This window comes from Actinomadura chokoriensis, from assembly GCF_041463665.1.
Lineage (GTDB): Bacteria > Actinomycetota > Actinomycetes > Streptosporangiales > Streptosporangiaceae > Spirillospora > Spirillospora chokoriensis_A.
This window is the reverse complement of the sequence record NZ_JAXCEJ010000048.1, coordinates 1-16,862: the sequence shown is the minus strand read 5'-3', so window position 1 is coordinate 16,862 and position 16,862 is coordinate 1. Positions and strand designations below refer to the sequence as shown.

At 64.9% G+C, this 16,862-nt stretch carries 12 protein-coding genes and 1 pseudogene; 10 read left to right on the top strand and 3 right to left on the bottom strand.

Annotated elements, in window-relative coordinates; translation table 11 throughout:
• The first annotated feature begins 179 nt into the window (after positions 1 to 179).
• On the top strand, positions 180 to 1,562 hold the full coding sequence (locus SM418_RS37410) for an NsdA family TPR-like regulatory protein (protein ID WP_371946377.1): 1,383 nt from the start codon (positions 180 to 182) through the stop codon (positions 1,560 to 1,562).
• Positions 1,563 to 1,992: 430 nt separating this feature from the next.
• Here SM418_RS37410 and SM418_RS37405 read toward each other — a convergent pair whose 3' ends face one another.
• Both SM418_RS37405 and SM418_RS37400 read right to left on the bottom strand, forming a co-directional pair.
• Positions 1,993 to 3,624, bottom strand: coding sequence for a DUF6119 family protein (locus tag SM418_RS37405; protein WP_371946378.1), 1,632 nt, complete (start codon positions 3,622 to 3,624; stop codon positions 1,993 to 1,995).
• A 171-nt stretch (positions 3,625 to 3,795) separates the two neighbouring features.
• Positions 3,796 to 4,092, bottom strand: a pseudogene (locus tag SM418_RS37400) (DUF4352 domain-containing protein); the annotation flags it as partial.
• A gap of 393 nt (positions 4,093 to 4,485) precedes the next feature.
• On the opposite strand from SM418_RS37400, the gene rmuC (SM418_RS37395) reads away from it, so the two are divergent.
• The 8 genes from rmuC (SM418_RS37395) (at position 4,486) to SM418_RS37360 (ending at position 14,170) form a co-directional block, all read left to right on the top strand.
• A complete protein-coding gene (rmuC, locus tag SM418_RS37395) occupies positions 4,486 to 4,815 on the top strand; it encodes a DNA recombination protein RmuC (RefSeq protein ID WP_371946379.1) in 330 nt (109 codons plus the stop codon).
• The gene (locus tag SM418_RS37390) at positions 4,785 to 5,030 is read left to right on the top strand and encodes a hypothetical protein (RefSeq protein WP_371946380.1); all 246 of its coding nucleotides are present in this window, start codon (positions 4,785 to 4,787) and stop codon (positions 5,028 to 5,030) included. Before rmuC (SM418_RS37395) ends, SM418_RS37390 begins: the two co-directional genes overlap by 31 nt.
• Positions 4,922 to 5,188, top strand: a complete 267-nt coding sequence (locus tag SM418_RS37385; RefSeq protein WP_371946388.1) for a hypothetical protein — start codon at positions 4,922 to 4,924, stop codon at positions 5,186 to 5,188. Before SM418_RS37390 ends, SM418_RS37385 begins: the two co-directional genes overlap by 109 nt.
• A gap of 479 nt (positions 5,189 to 5,667) precedes the next feature.
• The gene (gene rmuC / locus SM418_RS37380) at positions 5,668 to 5,946 is read left to right on the top strand and encodes a DNA recombination protein RmuC (RefSeq protein ID WP_371946381.1); all 279 of its coding nucleotides are present in this window, start codon (positions 5,668 to 5,670) and stop codon (positions 5,944 to 5,946) included.
• Between the two features lie 161 nt (positions 5,947 to 6,107).
• Positions 6,108 to 8,129, top strand: coding sequence for a hypothetical protein (locus SM418_RS37375; RefSeq protein WP_371946382.1), 2,022 nt, complete (start codon positions 6,108 to 6,110; stop codon positions 8,127 to 8,129).
• A gap of 8 nt (positions 8,130 to 8,137) precedes the next feature.
• Positions 8,138 to 9,754 carry a type I restriction-modification system subunit M gene (locus SM418_RS37370; RefSeq protein WP_371946383.1) on the top strand — a complete coding sequence of 539 codons (1,617 nt, stop codon included), beginning with the start codon at positions 8,138 to 8,140 and terminating at the stop codon, positions 9,752 to 9,754.
• Positions 9,696 to 10,940: a restriction endonuclease subunit S gene (locus SM418_RS37365; RefSeq protein WP_371966165.1), complete on the top strand. Its 1,245-nt coding sequence runs from the start codon at positions 9,696 to 9,698 to the stop codon at positions 10,938 to 10,940. The genes SM418_RS37370 and SM418_RS37365 overlap by 59 nt, the downstream gene beginning before the upstream one ends.
• Complete coding sequence (locus SM418_RS37360) at positions 10,937 to 14,170, top strand: type I restriction endonuclease subunit R (RefSeq protein WP_371946385.1); 3,234 nt, start codon at positions 10,937 to 10,939, stop codon at positions 14,168 to 14,170. Before SM418_RS37365 ends, SM418_RS37360 begins: the two co-directional genes overlap by 4 nt.
• A gap of 329 nt (positions 14,171 to 14,499) precedes the next feature.
• On the opposite strand, the gene SM418_RS37355 is transcribed toward SM418_RS37360, so the two are convergent.
• Complete coding sequence (locus tag SM418_RS37355) at positions 14,500 to 14,670, bottom strand: hypothetical protein (protein ID WP_371946386.1); 171 nt, start codon at positions 14,668 to 14,670, stop codon at positions 14,500 to 14,502.
• Between the two features lie 503 nt (positions 14,671 to 15,173).
• Here SM418_RS37355 and SM418_RS37350 point away from each other — a divergent pair.
• Positions 15,174 to 16,796: an ISL3 family transposase gene (locus tag SM418_RS37350; protein WP_371946387.1), complete on the top strand. Its 1,623-nt coding sequence runs from the start codon at positions 15,174 to 15,176 to the stop codon at positions 16,794 to 16,796.
• Positions 16,797 to 16,862 lie beyond the last annotated feature (66 nt).

Sequence of the window (16,862 nt, the reverse complement as noted above, 5' to 3'; positions counted from 1 at the left end):
AACGCCACCGCGTCGGCCTTGAACTCCTCGGAATAGACCTTCATCCCCACACGGGACCCCTCTCACCCCCAGATCTCCATGATCCAGGGCGCTCAAGGTGTCCACACCTCGGGGGGAGAGCCCCGCTTCTCTTGCCCCAGCAAGCTGGACACTGCGAGGCCTTCAAACCGGGAGAAGCGATGCCACGACCCCGTACCACACCGATCCGCAATCCCGCACTGGCGGTAAGCATCGCCGAGACCGGCCAGACGTACGCCTCCATCGCCGAAATGATCAACCGCGTGGGCCGCGAAGCGGGGCTGGTCATGCACTGCACCGCGTCGTCCATCGCCAAATGGATCAACGGCGCCAACCCCGCTCCTGCAGCAGCCGCCGCCGCGCTGGAGGCGTTCGCCCGGCTACTTGACCGCCCCGACCTCACCGCTCAGGACCTCGGCTGGCCCCACCCTCCTCCGAAAGCCACCGGATCATCCGACCCATGGCAGGACGACCCCGTCGCCTGGCTCACCCGGTTAGGAAGAGACGACATGCTCAACCGGCGCACCGCTCTAACCGCTGGCCTGTACTCCCTCACCGCTACGACTCTCCCCCCGGCAAGTCACAAAATCGCGAACCGCACCGGACCCGCCAGCAGCGCCGGAGCCTCCGACGTCGAACGGATACGCCACATGTCTTCCACCTTCGAGGAGATGGACGACATGTACGGAGGTGGGCACGGACGCCGCATCGTCGCCGCATACATAACCCAGGAAGTCGCTCCGCTCCTGCGCGGAACCACCGGCAAGGCACGCCCCGCCCTGTTCACAGCGGCAGCAGAGATGACCTACCTACTCGGCTGGATGGCCGCCGACGACTTCAAGGCAGGGCTCGCGCAGCGGTACTACATACAATCTGCCCGCCTCGCGCACGAAGCCGGAAACCCGCTCATGCGCTCCACAGTCCTGCGATCCCTGGCGGTTCAGGCGCTCGAACTCGGCCACACCCCTCAGGGCCTCGCGCTCGCCGAAGCCGCCGCCGATGGCATTCGACGCGGCTGCCCACCCCGACAACGCGCTTGGATCACAGGAATGCATGCTGAGGCGCTCGCCGCCACCGGCTACGAGCACACTCGTGTCCGCCACCTGCTGAGCAGAGCCGAAACCGACCTCGAACACGCAGACTCCGCCCCTACCCAGGAGCTGACTGGTAACTACCGGCGGGAGTCCTACGAGCACCAGGTAGGGCTGACCCTCGACCACATGGGCGACTACAAAGCGGCGGAGGAACACTACGCCGCCTCCGTCGCTTCCCGGCGCCCGAACGAGCGACGCACCCGGGCGCTCATCGGCGCCGAGCTCGCCCGAACTCAACTCCGCCAGCACAAACCCGACCAAGCCGCCCACACCCTGCTCGGCCTATCGACAGACCTGATGGCCGTCTCGTCCGCACGGCTGAACCACATCCTGAGTGGCATCCGGGAAAGCTGGAAGTCGTCCCGCGACGATCCGACCGTGAACCGCGCAGAGGAGCTGCTGTCCAGCTTGACCTACTCCCGGCAGCCTGGAAAGGCACGGTGGAGCTGACGGCTGGTGCACCCACTACGCCGAGGCCGGACGCTCTCCGGTCCCACATGGGCTAACGGCTCAGGTGGACGCGACTGACAGTGGGCAGTGTTTCCATCGCTTTGTGCGCTGTGTCGCCCTCCACAATGGGAGGCTTTACGCCGAGCGGATGGGGATGAAATTTCCGCGAGCCAGAACGTCTCCCTGTCCGGGTGGCACAATCACGCGGCCTCAGTACCTACGAGGCTTGCTTCCCGAAAGCCTGAAGCCGGCTCACTACCGAGGCCGTGCGGAACGACGTGCAGCCTTTGCCGAGACCCTCGATGTCGGTGCTGAACCGCCGTCCCCGCCACGACCCTGCGGCGGGGACGGCGATCGCACTCAACTGGCTGTATTGGCCGTATATGGCAGGCTTCTCTCCCGGTACGACCTGCCACTCTGCGTTTCGGCGTTATGGATTGCCGACTAGTCCGATCGCAGGAGGGATGCCGATCACTTCGACGTCGACGTCGTGGCGGAGAGTCCGCGCCATGTTGGCCAGCGCGATCCTGGCGAGCGGGAACAGCGTGGTTGAGGTGAGGGGCTTGCCGGTCTTGAGATGGATGCCCAGGACGACCTTGTGCGGCCGGTACTCCGGGGGGATGGAGCGTGCACCGTCAGATTCCTTAAGGACGAGTTCGCGGAACTTCGCGCGCGCGTCTTCTTCGTAGAAGAGTGCCTGGACGCCTGCGAGGGCCTGGACGACCAGGTGGCTGAGGGGGCCGGCGCCTTCGGCGGGCTTGACGCACACCAGTTCGCCGCCCGGTCCGAGCAGGTCGCAGACCTCCAGGCCGTTGTGGTGGTGCAGTTCGGTGCGGACGGTCTTTCGGTCGAGGCAGAGGAACCGGTCCACGCTGGCTTCCTTCTGTACACGCTCGTTGTAGTCGCGTTCGTGCTCTCCGGGATACCAGGGCGGCAGGGTGAGGCTGGGAGTGGTGGCGATGAGCCGGGTGACGTCCCGGTCGATCGCGTCCAAGTAGTCGGTTCCACTTTCGTACCACTTGCCTTCGACCAGGAAGTAATGGCGGTTCCCTTCGACTTTCCAGGTCTCGACCCACTTGATCGCCGAGGCGCTGCCCAGTGGTTCCCCCGCTTCGCCGTGCAGGAAGATCCTGCCCGTCCGCAGTGCTCTGGTGGGTTGCGCTGATCCCGCCGTGCACGCCCGCAGGTCCGCGATGGTGGGGGCGGCGAGGTTGCGGAGCCGGGTACCACCGATGGTTAGGGAGTAGGCGCACGCCGCGGTGGCCCGGTCCATGAGGGCGGTGGGAACCGCGGCGTTGACGGTACCGTCTGCCGGGTTGGTGAGCGCCGTGTCGAGTATGGCATCGAGCCGCTGAATGACCGCCGGCGTCCGGATGGGTGCGATCGCCTCAACGAAGGCGAGGTCGGGGTGCGGCTCGGCTGCGGCGATGTTGACGAGGGCTGCAAGGGAGTCGCGAAAAACCCGAGGTTCGGTGGGTAGCGGCATCCTCAGTCCCGCCGAGCCCACCACCTTGACCTCCCCGTCACCGGGCAGGCCGAGCCGCCGCGCCTGAAGACGTCCGCCCAGTTCGCCGACCAACTCGTTGTACTGGGTTAGTCCGATCTCGGAGATCCGCGCGCCGGAGGCGACGCGGGTCGCGTCCAGACGGCCGCGCCCCGACAGCCGACGGCGGACGACGTCGTGCACCTGGCCCGGGTCGACGGCCCGGACGGCGACGCGCAGCCCGAACGTCGGGTCCTTGTATTCGTCAGGGACCAGGCGCCAGCCCTGGTCGAACCCCACGGCGAAGACCTGCCCGGCCACTGCGGCGATCAGCAGGGCCGCGGCATCCAGGCGGGGGAGGTTCACATCGTGTCCGGTGAGTTGCCGCACCTCGTCGCATAGGGACGTCCGGTCAATGGCGAACTGGCCGCTGACCAGCAGGGACGGGCAACCGAGGCGCTCCTCGGGGACGGTGACGGTGCACTCTAGGTCGTCGTACTGCTCAAGATCGAGGATGTCGAGCATGCTCACAGGGTCGGGCTTGACTCCGACCAGCCGGTAGACCGTGCGTACGGTCACTGGAACTCCTCGCGGTGAGGGGCGGCAAGAGGGAAGTGTGCCGCCGTCCTTTGAGTTCAGAGGTGGATCTGGGCGCACGGGATACGCCCTTGGTCGGTTCTTAGAACCCCTAGGGGCTCCCGGAACCGCGGTCGGCTGCTCGATACGGCGGGGTGAGGGCTGCTTGAGCAGTCATTCCCCAGCCTGCGGGCGGAAGCCGCTGTCGTGGGCGAACTGGAACTTGGCGAGCTTGGCCTTCTTAGTGACAGAGAAGAGCAGGTAGCCCTTGCGTGAACTGCCCGGCGCCAGCGTGGCCGAACTGCCGACGGACGGGCCGAGCGCCACCTCGCTCAGGTCGGAGTCGTAGTGCTGATCCTGGGTGTCGCCCAGATGCGCCCCGTTACTGGGTGATTCATCGTGGGCGACGGTCCCGGTGTTCTTGAGGGTGATCTGGGCGGCGGCGAGACGCTGCCCGGGCTGTGGCACGTTGAACTCGTCCTTCGCCTATACCGTCGCCGCCGCCCACACCGCGGGGACGGCGAACTGAAGCCCCTCGCCGTTGCCCTCGAGGGTGACGGTTTCGCCGACGCCGACGCGGGTGCCCTGGCTCTCCGCCGGTTGGCGGGCTTGTCGTCGGGGGTGCTGCTCACCTCGGTCGGGGTACAGCCCTTGAGAGTGGACGCGAGGACGGCAAGCACGACGAAGCGGATCTTGTTCATCTTCTGCTCCTGGGGGTCGCCAGCTGGCAGCCACCCACGTCGATGGCTCCGGCGGAACGAACACTAATCATGGTCGCGGACATTTCATAGCAGAATCCTGATAACCTAGGTTATCAGGACTTCTACCGCATACAGGCTCCGCCTGCGTCTGCGGTTGTGACGGTTGGGCTTCTCGGGCCCATTAGTCCCGAGAAGCGCGGTAGTCCCTCGGTTCTCCCGTCGCCCCCTCGGCGCTAGGCGTCTGGACGAGCAACTCAAGGCCCTGGCGGACGAGCACGTCCGAGGACGTAAGCAGACCGAGTTGCTGGTCAAGGCGCTGCGCAAGGCCCAGGTTCGCGGCCAGTGGGGCGAGCTTCAGCTCAAGCGCGCCGTGGAGAGGGCCAACCTGCACGTGCACTGCGACTTCGACCAGCAGGTCCACTTGGACGGCGATGACGGCGTCCAGCGGCCCGGACATGGTCCGTGCACCTCGGCAGCGGCCACGACATCGTGATCGACGCGAGGGTCTCCCTTGAGGTGTTCCTGGCCGCTTTTGAGGCCGACGAAGACGCCGGACTGGACCGCCTGATCGGCGAGCACACCCGCCGGGTCCGCAAGACGTGGACACCTTCGCGACCAAGGAGAACAACGAGAAGGTCGCCGACCGCCCCGACTTCATATGTTCCTGCCGAGGGAAGCACCTTGTGCTCGCCTCGCCGACCGTGCTGATCCCGCCGATGCTCCATACGATCGAGATCGGCTGGGCCGAGGCCGCCCTGCAGCAGAAACATGCGCGAGGGCCTCGAACTGGGCTTGGCGATCCACGCGCGCTCGGCACGCTGGGCGGCCAGCTCACAAGCTCGAGTGCTCGCCGAACACCTCGGTGAAGGCCTATAACGCCACCATCGGCTCGCTGGAGGCAAGGCTGCCCCGGCCCGCAGCTTCAAGTACCTCAAGATCCTTCGGCAGACCTCGCCGGGGGCTCCACGCAAGGCGACGACCCGGCCTCTCGAGGCGGTCGAACTCGCCTGACCGGATGAGATGCGAACCGGCATACTGCAACTTACTGAGTTCGACTTGGCCTGATAAGCCTGGTTATCGCAGTAGCAGGCAGCGCCGGTGGGCATCGCGGCGTAGGCTCATAGCAACGCCAGGAAGGGAGTTGAGATGACCGGACAGCGCGGGAGCACCCAGCTGATGTCGATGCCCACGCTCGCAGAGGTCGCCAGAGTCGAGCAATCATCCGCCTCTACCCAGCGGGGGGCGCCACCCCGGCTTCCCACCATCGCCCAGAGAGACTCGGCCGACTCCTGTTCGACGGCGCGCAAATCGCTACCTGGCAGGCAAGGAGGATCCCCGGAAGATCGTGAATTCGTCCGAAGGGGTGTTGATGTTTGTTCGGACGGAGTCCATTCGCTTCTCGGCGCTGGACACGGATCCCGCTCTGATCGACAACGCGGCGGACCGGCAGATCTTCACAGTCAGCACAGTAAGTCTGATCCATTACCTGCGAGCGGGGACCTTCGGATGGATACAGGACGGCCTCATGAGGACCTACGGCAGGTTCTCGATCTTGGCAACCGAGCCCACAGCGGCCCTCTGCAATGGGCGGACATCCGTTTACGGGGGGCTGCCAGGTTCATGAGCTGAGGGTTGTTGATGCCGTTGGCAGCGCGTTTAAGATGGCCCGATATCGTCGGTTATCAACCAAGCGCACAAGGTGATGGAATTTTCTAGCCTTGCCTGAACGAAACATGCGAGGAGGTGACGATGTTGAGCCCCTGGAACGACAGGATCTTGATCTCGATGCCCGAGATCAAGGAGCTAGCGAAGGTACAAAGACCGGTCGTCAGCACCTGGCGACGCCGCTATCCCGATTTCCCCCAGCCGGTTACCGGAGACCACGCCCATCCGCTCTTCGACGCGGTGGCGGTCGCTGATTGGCTGGTCACGACCGGTCGAGCAAGCCGCCGAGAGATCGACGGCGAACTTCGCCTTCATGCCTTGAAGCAGCTGGGCGGCCAGCTTCCGCCTCGGGCGCTGATCGCGTCACTCACCTCACTTATCGCCCTACGGCATCACACGGACGACGAACTGGACGACGGTCGACCGGGGCAGCTCAGACGACTTCGGCATCTGGCTGCGGACTGCGACCCCACCGATGAGCTACTTCGCTCCGAGATCGACACGCTCCGCGTCGACTGGCTGCCCGGCATCGTCGACGAACTGATCGAGGCCGCCTACAGCCCGGCTGGCGCCTTTGAGAGGATCATGGAGGTCCGCGGACGCCTCGGTGCCACCGAGCTCGCGGCGGATCGACTCGATCCACTACTGGTCGACTTGATCGCCAAGCTCGCCGGCGCGGCGTCTTACGCCGACCTGCACGGAACAGTCACCATCTGCGACCCGTACGCCGGGTGCGGGGATCTGCTGCTCGCGATCTCCGCGCTCCGCGATGACCAGCCGATGGAGCTGACCGCCTGCTGTTCCGATCCCTACCTGGCCCGGCTCACCGCCCGCCGACTCGCAGTTCGCGATCTGCATGAGGGGTCCTTCACCGTCCGCACCACGCGCGGGACGATACTGCAGGCCGCTCACGTCATCATCACCCAGCTCCCTTACCTGCCGGGCGAAGAGCGCAGCGTGGCCGAGACGCTCGACCTAATGAGCGAGCTTTCGGCCGATCTGCGGACCGGTGCGACTGCGGTCGTCGTGGCACCGGCGGACACCATCGGTGCACTGAACCCGCACAGCCAAGCAGGTCGGCTCCGCGCCGACCTGCTCAAGAACGCGACCAAGGCCATCATCCGGCTGCCCGGCGGCCTGGTGCCATTCCGGCCCGGGTATGAGGCCGCAGTGTGGGTGCTCAACGCCTACTACGGCACCGACCTTCCCGGGTTGATACTCAGCGCCGATGTCTCGGACCAGCCGCTCACCGAGGCCATCGTTGACGCGCTCGCGACCGACATCCGCACCTGGCGCGAACCCGGCTTCGACCCCGACGCACACCGGCGCAACTACGCCGTCCAGCTTCCGATCGCGGCGCTCGTCACCTCACCCCGGACACTGAGCCCGCGCTACCTGACTATGTCCGATCAGCCAGCGTTCGAGCGAGTCGCACGGTCGCTCGAGCTGGAGGGAGCGTTGCAGAAGGCCCGCCCAGGGAAAGCCCTGTCCGCTCACCTAGAGACGCGGCTCACTACACCACGCCCGCGCACAGAGACGCTGGCCCAGCTGACAAAAGGCGCACGCGACCGAGCGAACCTGCTCTCGCTGCACAACGGGACGCGTCTGTTCCGCGAACTCGTCCGCCACGATCCGGGCCGTGCCCGCTCCTACCCAGTGATCGGCTCCCCCGAGGTGTGCGGTGACTCCCCGCGCGGCTCCCGGGTCGTCGACCGGCTCGAGTTCGAGAAGCGGCACCCGAAGGCCCGGCGCACACTTCCCGGCGATGTCGTGATCACGACCGCCCCCGAACCGGCCGCGCTCGTGGACCACGACGGATACTCGGTCGTCGAATTCCCCGCCCGGGTCCTACGGATCACGCAGCTCGGCCGAGAGCACTTCACCCCGCGCGTGCTCGCCGTACTCCTCACCCGTCCCGGCCGAGCCCCTAAGGCCATTCGACCGGTGCAGCGTCTCGACGAGCTCTGGCTCCCCCTGCTGCCTTCCGATGATCTCTGGCGTCTCGATCAGATGCTCGCCGATCTGGATGAACGCCGCCGCCTGGCCGTCGCGGAACTGGAAGCCTTGGACGAGCTGAGCCGGCTCGCAGCGACCGGGCTCACCGACGGAACCCTGACCCTGACCGACCACGGCAAGACCTAAGGAAGACGATGCCACCTCGCAAGAAGCCAGCAGCAGGCCAGGGCACCCTGCCCGGCACCACGTCCATGGCAGAACTCAAGGACATCCTGTGGAAGTCCGCGGACAAGCTCCGGGGATCCATGGACGCCGCCGAGTACAAGGACTTCGTCCTCGGCCTGGTCTTCCTTAAATACGTCTCCGATTCCTGGGAGGAGCGCCGCCGCAAGCTCCGCGCCGAACTCCTCGCCGACGGCGTCCCCGAATCCCGCATCGAGTCGTTCCTCGACGACAAGGACGAGTACGAACGCGAGGGTGTCTTTTGGGTTCCCGCGAGCGCCCAATGGTCAGAACTCGCCGCCGGCGCCAAGTCCTCTCCAGGCGGCATCGGCGAGCTCATCGACAACGCGATGGACGCAGTCATGAAGGAGAACCCCGCGCTCACCGGCGTCCTCCCCAAGATCTTCAACCGAAAGGAGGTCGACCAGCGCCGCCTCGCCGAACTCGTCGACCTCATCAGCGACGCCCGCTTCACCGGCCACGAGGGCAAGACCGCCGCCGACGTCCTCGGCGAGGTCTACGAATACTTCCTGGAGAAGTTCGCCCGCGCCGAAGGCAAACGCGGCGGCGAGTTCTACACGCCCGCCAGCATCGTCCGCCTCATGGTCGAAATCCTCGAACCCTACAAGGGGCGTGTCTACGACCCCTGCTGCGGCTCAGGCGGCATGTTCGTCCAGGCCGAGAAGTTCGTGCTCAACCACCGCGGCCGCCGCGACGACATTGCCGTCTACGGCCAGGAATCCAACATGCGCACCTGGCGCCTGGCCAAGATGAACACCGCCATCCACGGCCTGTCCACCGACCTGTCCACAAACTGGGCCGACACCTTCCGCGAAGACCGCCACCCCGACCTCAAAGCCGACTTCATTCTCGCTAATCCGCCATTCAACATGTCGGATTGGCACCGCAATACCGAAGATCCCCGCTGGCGCTTCGGCACACCGCCAGCCGGGAACGCCAACTTCGCCTGGATCCAACACATCATCTCCAAGCTAGGCGTCCACGGCACCGCCGGTGTCGTCATGGCCAACGGCTCCATGAGCTCAAAACAATCCGGCGAAGGCGAAATCCGCAACGAACTTATCAACGCTGATCTCATTGCCTGCATGGTCGCTCTTCCACCCCAACTCTTCCGAACCACCGGCATACCTGCCTGCCTCTGGTTCTTCGCCAAAGACAAGACCTCCCGCGGTGGCCACACCGACCGCCAAGGCCAGGTTCTGTTCATCGACGCACGCGCCATGGGCACTTTGATCGACCGCACCGAACGCGTCTTCACCGAGGAAGAAATCAAGAAGATATCCGACACATTTCACGCCTGGCGCAACACCAAGAGTGCTCGCGAAGCAGGGCTTTCCTACAAGGACGAACCAGGCTTCAACTACAGCGCAACCCTCGAAGAGATCCAGTCCCACGACGGCATACTCACCCCCGGCCGTTACGTCGGCGCAACCGAAGCCAAAGACACCGACATCGAACCCCTCGCCCAGAAGATCAACCGCCTCACCAAGGACCTCGCCAACCATTTCGATGAAGCCAGTCGCCTCGAAACGGTCATCCGTCAACAGTTGGAGCGTCTCGATGTCTGAAAAGACCACTCTCGGAGCGCTCGTACGCCTCAGACATTTGGAGTTCGGAGACGGGTACCGAACGAAGCGGTCCGAGCACGGACATCCCGGATACCCCATCCTGAGGGTAGCGGAGGTATTGGATGGCCGCATCGAGCCAAAGCTCGAAGACTTCATTTCAGTCGCTTATCGAAAAAACATTGGCGCCAAGCTCTCAATGCCTGGTGACGTCATTCTTACCACGAAGGGAACCGTTGGGCGCGTCGCTGTCATGCCATCCGATGGGAACGATTATGCGTACAGCCCTCAAGTGTGTTACTTTCGCCCTAGAGTTAACGGCCCACTACTCTCCGAATATCTATATTACTGGTTCAAAACTCCGGAGTTCTGGAAGCAGGCCGCCTTCCTTAAAGGCCAGACGGATATGGCTGACTATCTAAGTCTTTCAGATATCCGATCATTGCACATTACCCTTCCTGGTCATTCTATCCAGAAGGGCATCGTGGAGGTACTGGGGGCCCTCGACGAGAAAATCACACTCAATGGCCGCATCGTCAATAGCTGCGATCTGATTCGCGCGTGCGGACTCGACCAATTTCTTAAGTCGGCGCCAGAGGGCGAAGCACATGCGCCGCCACTCTCCTCACTCGCAGAATTCATCAATGGCAAGGCCTTCACGAAAAACGCCACTGGCTCAGGCCGTATGGTGGTTCGCATTGCAGAACTCAACTCCGGCCCTAGCGGATCGACCATCTACAACGATCTGGAAGTCCCGGATAAGCATCTCGCGAGAGCGGGTGATCTGCTATTCGCCTGGTCGGGTTCACTGACGGTCCATCGCTGGTATCGCTCCGAAGCGATCATCAATCAACACATATTCAAGGTGATCCCTCGCGGAGATTACCCAGTCTGGCTTCTGAATGACCTACTCCTGGCCAAGCTCGCAATGTTTAAGCAAATAGCAGCAGACAAAGCGACAACGATGGGGCATATCCAACGAAAACACCTTGATGAGTGCGTGCACGCACCAGCGCCCGGTTCAATCCCGAGGTTGGATGCCGTTCTCGGCCCCCTCTGGCAGCGTGCACTCCTAGCCGAACAAGAATCCCTGAAGCTCTCTGAGCTGCGAGACACGTTGTTGCCAAGACTCATGTCGGGGGAGATCAAGGTTCGGGACGCGGAGAAGCTCGTGGAGGAGGCGGTATGAGCGGGTACAGCGAGGCCGATCTCGAGTACGACGTTCTCGAGGTTCTTGGGGAACTCGGGTGGGAGCCTAGAGAGGGTAAGCAGATCGCGCCTGGGTCCGGAGAGCGAGAGTCCTGGGCTGAGGTGATCATTCCGGCGCGGTTGCGAGAGGCGGTGGCACGGATCAATCCGGGGCTTCCCGCACAGGCTGTGGATGATGCGGTCAAGCTCGTCCTGGACTTTGAGTCGCAGGATCTGCATAGTGAGAACTTCCGGATCCACCAGCTGCTGACTAAGGGGATCCGGGGGGTTAGCTTCACCGATAAGTTCGGGGCGGAGCAGAATCCGACGATCCACCTCGTTAATCGGGCTGATCCGTATCGGAACGATTTCATGGCAGCCCGGCAGGTCACGGTGGTGAACGCCGGAAACAAGGACATCAAGGTTCGGTTCGATGTCGTCCTGTATCTGAACGGGTTGCCGGTCGCGGTCGTCGAGTTGAAGAAGCCGAGCGACCCTAACGCGACGATTCCGGCGGCCAAGGCGCAGCTCGACACCTACTCCTCGCCGAAGGAGGTGTGGGCGGCGTTCCGCGCGAATGTGATTTGCCTGGTCTCCGACGGAGTGGAGGCGCGGTACGGCACCGCGTTCACCCCATGGAATCACTACGCACCGTGGAAGGTCGATGAGGCGGGCGTCGAGATCGCCGATCCCGGTACGTGGGAGACTTCCGAGCTGTACCTCGCGTTGCACGGCCTGTTCGACGCCCGGCGGTTCCTCGATCTGCTCGACGGCTACGTCGGGTTCGCGCGCTCCGACGAGGGATTGCGCAAGGTGATCGCGAAGCCGCATCAGTACTTCGCGGTCGACGTCGCGGTACGCAAGACGATCGAAGCGGTGCGCAGCCACGGTAAGGCCGGGGTGGTCTGGCACACCCAGGGGTCGGGCAAGTCCCTAGAGATGGAGTTCTACTCCGGGCGGGTGCTTAAGCACTCGGCGCTCGGCAACCCGACAATCGTCGTCATCACCGACCGAACCGACCTGGACGACCAGCTGTTCCAGGCGTTCCACGCCAGCGAACTGCTGCCGGAAAAGCCCGTCCCGGTGACCAGCCGGGATCAGCTGCGCACCGAGCTCACCAACCGCAGGACCGGCGGCGTCTACTTCACCACCCTGCAGAAGTTCGGCAAGACCAAGGCCGAGAAGGACGCTGGCACACCGCACCCGCTGCTGTCGGACCGGCGCAACGTCATCGTCATCGTGGATGAGGCTCACCGCAGCCACTACGACGACCTCGACGGCTACGCTCGGCATCTGCGTGACGCCCTCCCCAACGCCACGATGATCGCCTTCACCGGAACGCCGATCCGCACCGCAGAGAAGGACACCACGCAGGTCTTCGGCGACGTCCTCGCGACCTACGACCTGACCCAGGCAGTCAAGGACGGCGCGACCGTGCCCGTCTACTACGAGAGCCGGCTTATCCCCGTCCACCTGCCTAGAGACCTCGACGCCGAGGAACTCGACGAGACGGTCGACAAGGCCACTGAGGGGCTGGACGATTCCGAGCGCAAGCAGGTCGAACAGGCCGCCGCCGTCATGACCAGCGTGTACGGAGCCCCGGAGCGGCTGAAGCAGCTCGCCTCCGACATCGTGGCGCACTGGGAGACCCGTTCGACCGCGATGCAGGAGTTCATCGACGCTTCGGGCAAGGCGATGATCGTGTGCGGCACGCGGGAGATCTGTGCCGCTCTGTACCGGCAAATTATCGCCATAAGACAGGACTGGCACTCCGATGCCGTCACCGGGGGCAAGATCAAGGTCGTCTACAGCAGCGGCCCCACCGATCCGGAAGAGCTGCGTGAGCACCGGCTCCGTCCGTCCGAGCACAAGACCATCCAGCGCCGGATGAAGGACGCCGACGATGAACTGGAACTGATCATCGTCAAGGACATGCTGCTGACCGGGTTCGATGCCCCGCCGCTGCACACTCTCTACCTCGACCGGTCGATGCGTGGCGCGCAACTCATGCAGACGCTCGCCCGCGTCAACCGCACGTACAAGAACAAGCAGGACGGTCTGATGGTCGGGTACGCCCCCCTGCACGACAACCTACTCGAAGCCCTCGCCGAGTACACCGTCAATGACCAGCAGTCCAAGCCCATGGGCCGAGAACTCGACGACGAGCAACAGGGCGCGATCGCCAAGGTCCGCGACATCCTAGACGTGCTCGGCAACGTCCACCTCGCCGGATTCCCCTGGCGCGAAGGGCTCGCCGCGGGTAACCCCCAGGCCTGGCGCGACACCGTGACCGGCGCCGCCTCCTTCCTCCGCGACCCGAAGAACCCGGGCAACCAGGTCGATGAGGAGGCCGAGCAACGCGAACCCACCCTCAAGGAGCGCTTCGCCGCCGAGAGCGCCCGCCTATCCCGCTTCTACGGACTGTGCGGCGGAACCGGGCTGCTCAACGATGTGAAGGACAACATCCGCTTCTTCAAGGACGTCCGGACCGTCATGGCCAAGTTCGACGCCGCCGACCGGGTCGCCAACGGCCGCCCAATCCCTGCCGACATCGAGCTTTACCTCAAGCAGGTCACCGCTGGCGCCATCGAGGCCGACGCGGTTACCGACCTGTTCTCCGAGGCCGGGCTGCGCCGCCCCGACCTGTCCGACCTGGACGAGAAATATCTCAAGCAGGTCCAAGCGGCCAAGCACCCCGTTCTTGCCATAGAAGCCCTCCGGCGCCTGGTCCAGCAGGAGATGCGCAAGGTCACCAAGCACAACATCGTCCGCCAGCAGTCCTTCTCCGACCGGCTGATCGACTTGATGCGCAAATACACCAACCAAAACCTGTCTGCCGCCGAGATCATCGCCCGGCTAATCGAGATGGCCAAGGAAGTCTCGGCTGACGCGGGGCGCGGCGCCCGCTTCACCCCCGAACTGAGCCCTGACGAACTGGCCTTCTTCGACGCCGTTGCCGAAAAGGACACCGTCAAGGACCTCATGGGCGAGGGCGATCGATCCGTTGGCGAGGAAAAGCTTGCTGCCATCGCCCGCGACCTCGTCATCGCCGTCCGCACTAATCTGTCGGTCGACTGGTCTGCCCGCGACGATGTGCAGGCTCGCCTGCGCTCCATCATCAAGCGCCTGCTCGCCAAGCACGGCTACCCCCCCGAGGAGGAACGCGAGGCCATCGACAAGGTCATCCAGCAATTGGAGACCTTCGCCGACGAGTGGACCCCCGCAACCTGACCGTCCCATATCGCAGTGCTCTCGGACGGCATGCCGTTGATCGCGGAAACTTACGCGTGGCTGTCGTTGAGCATCCACCCACGAGGTGGAAGCAGACGGGTAAGGATGTCTTCGGGGAGGTGATCGGAGGCGCCCTCGCGGTCGCGAATCATGAACCGTGCCCGCAGCCGGCGCCCTCAAGTCCATGACCAGATTCATGGCCGCCTAGCGTCAACCGGGCTACGGTCGGGTAAGTGGGGGCGTCCAGAACGCGGATCCCGCAGCTGCTGTGCGCGATGACCGCAAGTACGTACATCCGTATGCCCGCGAGAGTGACGGTCTCCAGGAAGTCACACGCCAAGTAACTCGGCCTGAGAACGCAGAAAGTCGACCCAGGTGATCGAGGCACCTTCGGGCGCCGAATCGATCCCGGCGTCCTTGACGAGGATCTCCCATACGGTGGATGCAGCCACCTCGGCGCCGAGCACCGGCAACGCGCCATGCGCCGCCGGTAGTCCCATCTGGTGTACTCCCGCACAAGTCGAAGGACGAGCCGCGGATGGGGGGCGGTCGGTGGGCGGCCTGGCCGCTTGCGCATTCGAGCGGGCAGCGTACCTCCTGGCGACCGGCTCGCGGTGCCAGCGCAACGCCGTGTCCGGCCGTACCAGCAACCGCATCCGCCAAACGCCAAACGAGGCAACCGGTGCAGCGGCGCCACCACAAGCGCCCGGTCCGCCATGGTGAATCGCACCTTCGTTCCGCCCGGCTGCTGCTCCAGCACGGTGATCTGATGCCGCAACACCAAATTCTCAGTGTCCTTGTCCCGATCGGTCATCGGAAGGAGACGCCGCGCTGCGACCGGTTGAGAGCAGGGGCCAATCGCAACAGCACAGCCGCCCACCATCCCGCGGCAACCGCCTCCCGCAGCTGTCATCGACGGCCCAACCGCGGCTCTGGCACACATTCCGTGAGGCAGGTGGTCGGGTAGGTCACGGTTCGGAGGTTCTGGCCGGTAGCAGGCTTCTTGATCGCGTGCATCTGCGGGTTGTCGATCAAGGAGTTGCTGGCGGTCTTGTTCCCCCATCTGGCCAGCGTGCGCGTTGACCAGGTGTTTCGCTCTTGTGCGTCGGTACGCGTCCGAGCCCGAACCGAAACCGCCGAGGCGGAGTGTCCTGGCTGCGGAACGCGCTCGCGTCGCCGGCCCAGCCAGTATGAGCGGCGGCTGTCCGATACCGCCGTCGGCGGCCAGGAACTGCTGATCCACCTGCGAGTCCACAGGTTCTTGTGCCGCAATGACGCCTGTTCCAAGCAGACGTTCGCCGAGCAGGTACCGGGCCTGACCGTCCGATACGGCCGACGGAGCGTGGGGGCAACCACGGCATTGCACGCGATCGCGCTGGCACTGGGTGGCCGCGCCGGTGCCCGCCTCGCGCACCGCCTGGCGCCTGCAGTGAGCCGGATGACGCTGATCAGGCTGATCCGACAGATACCCGAACCAGCCGTCCAGGTCGGCCCTCGAGTGCTTGGGGTGGACGACTTCGCGTTGCGGCGGGGCCACACCTACGGCACGGTCCTCATCGACCTGGTGACCGGCCGTCCCATCGATGTGCTGACCGATCGGGCGGCCGACACGCTCGCCGCCTGGCTGAAGAACCACCCGGGAGTCGAGATCATCTGTCGGGACCGTGCCGGCGGTTATGCCGACGGCGCCTCCCGCGGCGCCCCGGACGCCATCCAGGTCGCCGACCGCTGGCACATGTGGCGCAACCTGGGCGACGCCATCGAACGCACCGTCGCCCGGCACCGCGATCACCTGCGCGACCTGCCGCTGAACACCGCCCCAGCGGAGCCGGCGACCTCGCCGGGGCCAGCCCTTACTCCTGCAGATCCCGAGCCGCTTCCCGTTCTGCGCACCGGGCCGTTCGCCGACCAGACCCGGCAGCGGCACGCCGCCGTTCACGATCTCCTCGCGCACGGCCACGACCTGCGAAGCATCGCACGGACCCTCGGCGTGGCGCGCAACACCGTCCGCAAATTCGCCCGGGCCGCCTCACCCGAGGAGCTTCTGGTCAACACCGGGACCGGCCGCCGCCCGAGACTTCTTGATGACCACGCCCCTTACCTGCTTCGGCGTTGGAACGAGGGCTGCACCAACGCCGCGCAGCTGAGCCGGGAACTGCGTGAACGCGGGTACCTAGTCCAGAGCCGGGCGGTCCGCGACTACGTTCGCGGCTGGCGCTCGACCGTCCCGGCCACACCAACCCGACCCGCCCGGCCCACGGTCCGCAAAGCCGCCGGCTGGCTCCTGCGCAACCCTGCGCACCTGACCGCAGACGAGCACCACCAGCTCAACGCCCTGACCCGGGCAAGCCCGCCATTGGCCGCGCTGCGGCGGCACATCTCCGCGTTCGCGGTGATGATGCTCGACCGCCAAGGCCACCGGCTGGAATCCTGGATGAACGCCGTCCAAGCCGACGACCTGCCCGAACTCCACTCCTTCGTCACTGGTCTACGCCGCGACTTCGACGCCGCACAAGCGGGCCTGACCATGCACCACAGCTCCGGCCCGGTCGAAGGCCACGTGAACCGGATCATTATGTGGAATCCGATCTGTCAAGCGATGTGCTTGTGGATCACGCCGAGGTAGAGGCCTTCGCGTTCGGGAACGTGCTGGTCTTGGTGGGGTGGGAAGAACACCGCGCAGACGTCGGCG

What these genes read in the sequence shown, in the direction of transcription:
- SM418_RS37375 (WP_371946382.1), top strand. Translation starts at nt 6,108, where the DNA reads ATGCCCGAGATCAAGGAGCTAGCGAAGGTACAAAGACCGGTCGTCAGC.
- SM418_RS37410 (WP_371946377.1), top strand. Translation starts at nt 180, where the DNA reads ATGCCACGACCCCGTACCACACCGATCCGCAATCCCGCACTGGCGGTA.
- SM418_RS37365 (WP_371966165.1), top strand. Translation starts at nt 9,696, where the DNA reads ATGAAGCCAGTCGCCTCGAAACGGTCATCCGTCAACAGTTGGAGCGTC.
- SM418_RS37370 (WP_371946383.1), top strand. Translation starts at nt 8,138, where the DNA reads ATGCCACCTCGCAAGAAGCCAGCAGCAGGCCAGGGCACCCTGCCCGGC.
- SM418_RS37360 (WP_371946385.1), top strand. Translation starts at nt 10,937, where the DNA reads ATGAGCGGGTACAGCGAGGCCGATCTCGAGTACGACGTTCTCGAGGTT.
- SM418_RS37355 (WP_371946386.1), bottom strand. Translation starts at nt 14,670, where the DNA reads ATGGGACTACCGGCGGCGCATGGCGCGTTGCCGGTGCTCGGCGCCGAG.